This is a genomic window from Nonomuraea sp. NPDC001684 (assembly GCF_053596515.1).
Map to the genome: position 1 here is coordinate 1 of NZ_JBSFGJ010000581.1, position 5,065 is coordinate 5,065.

Genomic DNA, 5,065 nt, shown 5'->3' on the forward strand with positions numbered 1-5,065 from the left:
TGCAGCTCGTGGGCGAACCAGCGGCGCTCGTCGGCGACGTCCCGCGGGTCGCGCGGGCCGCCGAACATCATCTCCAGCGCGCCGTCCGGCACCGTGATGCCGGCCTGGCCCATGACCCCCGCCCAGGCCCCGACGACGTCGCCGCTCAGGTAGGCGGCGATGAGCTCGTCGGTCTGGCGGTGCAGCTCGTCGCGGTCCGGCAGCAGCTCGATCAGCGGCGGTTCGTGGGCGACGACGCCGCGCACCTGCTCGGGACGGGCCTGCGCCAGGGCCAGCGCGGTGACGGCCCCGCCGCTGGAGCCGAAGACGACGGCCGGACCGGCGTCCACGTGCGCCAGCAGGCGGGACAGGTCGTCGGCGCGCAGCCGCGGCGTGGAGTCCTGGGCGGGGTCGTCCAGCGGGCTGTGCCTGATGCCGCGCGGGTCGGTGGTCAGCACCGTGTGGTCGCCGGCGATCAGGTCGGCCAGCGCGGCGAAGGAGCCGGCGTCCATCGGCGCGCCGACGAGTGCGACGAGCGGGCCCTGGCCGCGTACCTCGAAGTGCAGGCGGGCGCCCGGGACGTCGAGCGTGGAGACGGTCGTGGAGACGGTCGCGGTCATGATGTCCTCCTGGAAGCGACGGCCCTGACGTGGGCCGCCGGATGGTCGGCCGCGGCCGCGGTCGTGACGACCGCGTCCAGCAGCGGTGGTGCGGCGACGGCCACGAGCAGCGCCAGGGCTGCCGGGATCACCAGGGCGAGGGGCAGCGACGCCGTCGTGGCGACGTACCCGATGAGGGCGGGGCCGACGAGGCCGCCGCCGTAGCTGACGGTGGTCACCGCGGACAGGCCGCGCGCGGCCCCGCCCACGGTGCCGAGCAGGCTGGCCACGACCGGCCAGACCACGGCCACGCCCGCGCCGGACAGCGCCCAACCGGCCATGGCGCAGCCCAGCCGGACGGCCGCCCCCACGGGCAGGACGCCCGCGAGCAGGACGAGCCCGTAACCGGCGGTGGCGGTCGCGCCGGCCAGCCGGATCGTGACGCGGACGCCGAGCCGCGTCCTGACGGCGTCGCCGGCGAACCGGACGAGCGTCATCGCCACGAAGAAGACGGTGTAGACGAGCGACCCGGTGGCCGGGTCGGCGCCCAGGACCCGGGTCGCGTGCACCCCGGCCCAGTCGGTGGCGGCGCCCTCGGCGACGAACGCGGCGGCGCCGATCACGCCCAGCATGGCCAGCACCCCCGGCCTGAGCCGAGCCACCCCCCGCCCCTCCGCTCCGCGCACCCCGCCCGCACCCCCGCGGGCGGCCCCGACAGTGGTCCTGGCAGCGCCCCCAACGGTGACCCCGACGGTGGTCCCGGCAGCGCCCCCGACGGTGGCCTCGACGGTGGTCCCGGCCGTGCCCCCGGTGACGGTCTCGCTCGTGGTCCCGGTGGTGGTCCCACCCGTGGTCCCGGTGGTGGTTCCGGCCGTGGCCCGGGTGGTGGCCATGGCGGCGCCCCCGACGGCGGCCATGGCGGCGGTCAGCGCTGTCGCGCCCACCAGCATCAGCACCCGCACGTCGGCCCCCGCACGCAGGGCCGCCGTGACGAGCGCGCCGCCCGCCACCGCGCCGAGCGTCCACGTGCCGTGCACCGTGGCCATGATCGGCCGCCCGAGCCCCCGCTCGACGGCCACCGCCTGGACGCTCAGGGCCACGTTCAGCAGGCCGAAGAGCGCCCCGAGCAGAGCGGCCGAGACCATCAGCGGCCCGGGACCGGCCGCCAGCGCCGGGCCGGCCAGCGCCAGCGCCGCCGCCGGTGCGCAGACCCGCAGCAGCCCGCCTCCGGACCACCGGTCGCACAGCCGTCCGGCCACCGGCATGGCCACGAGGGAGCCGGCGGCCAGCACCATGAGCAGCGCGCCGAGTCCGCCGGGCCCGAGCCCGAGGCGCGCGTCGGTGGCGGGCAGCGTGGCGGCCCACACCGCGTTCGTGACGCCCGTCAGCCCGTAGCAGAGCGTGATCGTTCCTCGTCCGGCCATGTCCTGATCCTTGCGGTGGCGCGGCGCCCGGGTCCAACACCTGTTCGAACGCGATTCACGCGCCGGCAGTGTGAATCAGGTAGGAAGGTGGCATGCCGGACGACGTGGAGATCCGCCTGCTGCGCCACTACGTGGCCGTCGCCGAGGAGTTGCACTTCAGCAGAGCCGCCCAGCGCCTGTACGTGGCGCAGCAGGCGCTCAGCCGCGACGTCCGCAAGCTGGAGGACCGGGTGGGCCGCCGGCTCCTGGAGCGCACCACCCGCAAGGTCGCCCTCACCCCGGAGGGACGCCTGCTGCTGACCCGGGCACGGGAGATCCTCGCCCTGTACGACGCCACCATGCTGGACCTGCGCGGCCGGCCCAGGTCGCTGACGGTCGACGTCGTCGGCGCCGGTCTGACCCCTGCCCTGGTGCTGGCCGCGGCCCGCGCCCACGCGCCGGGGGTGGAGTTCTTCGCCCGCTTCCACAGCGGCACCGAAGCGGCTCCGCCCCTGCTGGCCGACGGCCGCCTGGACGTCACCTTCGGCCGCAGCCCCGAACCCCCCGGCTCCGGAATGCTCAGCTCCAAAGCACTCGGCTCAGGAGCGTCCGGCCTCGGAGCGTCCGGCCTCGGAGCGTCCGGCCTCGGAGCGTCCGGCCTCGGAGCGTCCGGCCTCGGAGCGGCCGGGCTCGGAGCGCCCGGCGTCAGAGCGCCGGGCCTGGGAGCGTCCGGGCGCGTGCGGTGGCGGCCGGTACGCCACGAGCGCATCGCGGTGCTGCTGCCCGAGCGTCACCCGCTGGCCCGGCTGCCCATGATCCCCCTGGAGTCGTTGCGCGGCGCGAGCCCGTGCATCCGCGCCGGCGACCACGCCACGCCCGGCTGGGAGCACGCCGTCCTGCAGCTGCTGGCCCCCTTCGGCGTCGACGCCGCCCTGGCCCACCCGCACGTGCGCGGCGGCGACGAGCTGGCCCAGCACCTCCGCGACCGCGACGCGCCCATCCTCACGCTCACCACGCAGCCCGACATCCCGGGGGCGGTCCTGCGCCCGCTCGTGGACCCGGTCGCCATGTTCCCCTGGACGATGATCTGGCGCGCCGACGACGACCATCCCGGCCTGCAAGCCCTCCACCAGGCCGTGGACGAGCTGGCCGCCGCCCACGACTGGCTCGGCGTCCCGGACGGCGCGTGGTTCCCCGGACCCGAGGCCGGGCCAGCCCGTCAGAAGGCGTAGCTGTCAGAAGGCGTAGTCGTCAGAAGGCGTAGCTGTCAGAAGGCGTAGCGGATGCGGCAGTAGGGGAGCCTGGCGGCGATCAGCCCGGTCAGGGCGGCGACGTAGCGGCCCTTGTGCCCGTTGCGGTAGCGGACGTTCCAGCCGCCCGTCTCCGACCGTTTGGCCTGCTGCAGCTCGGGCCGCCACAACACCTCCTCGGCCTTCGGGTGCCAGCCCAGGTTGACCTGGTGGAGCCGGTCGTTGTGGGTCAGGAAGATCACCTCGGCGGCGAGCTGGGCGCGGGCCTCGGGCGACAGCGCGTCGTCGAGCCGCTCCAGCAGCTCGGCCCAGTCCTCCAGCCAGCCGTCCCGGACCACCACCGGGCTCAGGTTGACGTGCACCTCGTAACCGGCCGCGACGAAGTCGTCGATCGCGTCGATGCGCTCGGCGACCGGCGAGGTGCGGATGTCCAGGAGCTTGGAGTCGGCGGCGGGCATGAGGCTGAACCGCACCCGCGTACGCCCGCGCGGGTCCCAGCCGAGCAGGTCGCGGTTGACGTACTTGGTGGCGAAGCTGGCCTTGGCGTTGGGCAGGTCGCGGAAGAGCTCGACCAGGTCCCGGACGTTGTCGCAGATCGTGGCGTCGAGCGAGCAGTCGGAGTTCTCGCCGATGTCGTACACCCACAGGCGGGGATCGACCTGGTCGGGCCGGGGTTTGACGCCCTGGCGGGAGGCGTGCCGCCGCAGGTAGCCGGTGATCTGGTCGATGTTGGCGAACACCGTGATCGGGTTGCTGTAACCCTTGCGGCGGGGCACGTAGCAGTAGGCGCACGCCATCGCGCAGCCGTTGGCCGTGGAGGGCGCGATGAAGTCGGCCGAGCGGCCGTTGGGACGGGCCGTCAGCGACTTCTTGACGCCGAGCACGAGCGCCTCGGTCTTGATCCGCACCCAGCGGGCCACGTTCGCCTCGTCGCCGTACAGCTCGGGGATGCGGTGGTGGCTCTCGACCTCGACGATCTCGGCGCCGGGGAACCTGGCGAGGATCTCGCGCCCGCGCGGCAGCGCGGCGGCCGCGGGCTCGGCGTAGATCCGCCGGACGTCGAGGAGGCCGGTCACGGTCGCTCCGGCTGTTCCATGGGGCAACAATATGCGGTCCGCGACGCGAGTTGCCAGGTCAGCACGGGTGCGCCGCAACTTCGGCAGTGCTCGCGCCGGTACACCCAGCGCTCGGAGGGGGCGTCCGGGTCGCTCACCACCTGCCCGGCGTCCCGGCCGAGAGCGAGATACCGGACCGCCGTGTCCCACAGCCGCCCGGCGGACTCGGCGCAGACGCCGCGGGCGTTCGGATGCAGGCCGACGAGGAACAGCAGCTCGGCCCGCCACGCGTTCCCGATGCCCGACCACACCTTCTGGTCCAGCACGGCCGCGCCCACCGGCCCGCCGAACGCGGTCAGCCGGGCCACGGCCTGCTCCGGCACGGCGTCCGCGCGCAGCGGATCGGGCCCGAGCGAGTCCCGCAACGCCGTGACCTGCCCGCGGGTCAGCGCCTCGCACCGCGAAGGCGCGATCAGGTCGTAGGCCACGTTGCCGGTCGCCAGCCGCAACCGGGTGCCGGGCCGCGGCGACGTCCCCGGATCGTCGTACCGCAGGAAGACGCCCCGCATGCCCAGGTGGACGTGCACGGTCGGCGCGTCCGCGAAGTGGTACAGCAGGTGCTTGCCGACCGCCTCCACCTGCGTCAGCACCCGCCCGTCCCACGGCCGCGCGTCGAACCGCCCCTGCGGCCCGGCGGCGAGCACCGTCCGCCCGGCCAGGTCCGCGTGCTGCCCGGCGGCGTGCCGGTGGATGAGATGTCCTTCGGGCATGCCCGGGCC

5 protein-coding genes are annotated in these 5,065 nt (G+C 75.1%); 1 reads left to right on the forward strand and 4 read right to left on the reverse strand.

Features of this window, described 5'->3' with window-relative positions; all coding sequences use genetic code 11:
- Together ACWCSD_RS47655 and ACWCSD_RS47660 are read right to left on the reverse strand one after the other, a co-directional pair.
- Positions 1–599: alpha/beta fold hydrolase (locus ACWCSD_RS47655; protein ID WP_449925613.1), on the reverse strand; the 599-nt coding region annotated here is incomplete at its 3' end.
- Positions 596–2,002 (reverse strand): hypothetical protein, encoded by a 1,407-nt coding sequence (locus ACWCSD_RS47660; protein WP_449925616.1) that lies wholly within the window; start codon positions 2,000–2,002, stop codon positions 596–598. The genes ACWCSD_RS47655 and ACWCSD_RS47660, both read right to left, overlap by 4 nt.
- 92 nt (positions 2,003–2,094) lie before the next feature.
- Between ACWCSD_RS47660 and ACWCSD_RS47665 the strand changes: the two genes are divergently transcribed.
- Entirely contained in the window at positions 2,095–3,213 is a 1,119-nt protein-coding gene (locus ACWCSD_RS47665) for a LysR family transcriptional regulator (RefSeq protein ID WP_449925619.1), read from the forward strand.
- 35 nt (positions 3,214–3,248) lie between these two features.
- On the opposite strand, the gene ACWCSD_RS47670 is transcribed toward ACWCSD_RS47665, so the two are convergent.
- Together ACWCSD_RS47670 and ACWCSD_RS47675 are read right to left on the reverse strand one after the other, a co-directional pair.
- Complete coding sequence (locus tag ACWCSD_RS47670) at positions 3,249–4,307, reverse strand: spore photoproduct lyase family protein (RefSeq protein ID WP_397160050.1); 1,059 nt, start codon at positions 4,305–4,307, stop codon at positions 3,249–3,251.
- Positions 4,304–5,065 (reverse strand): DNA-formamidopyrimidine glycosylase family protein (locus tag ACWCSD_RS47675; protein WP_449925622.1); only part of this gene is annotated, 762 nt, incomplete at its 5' end. The genes ACWCSD_RS47670 and ACWCSD_RS47675, both read right to left, overlap by 4 nt.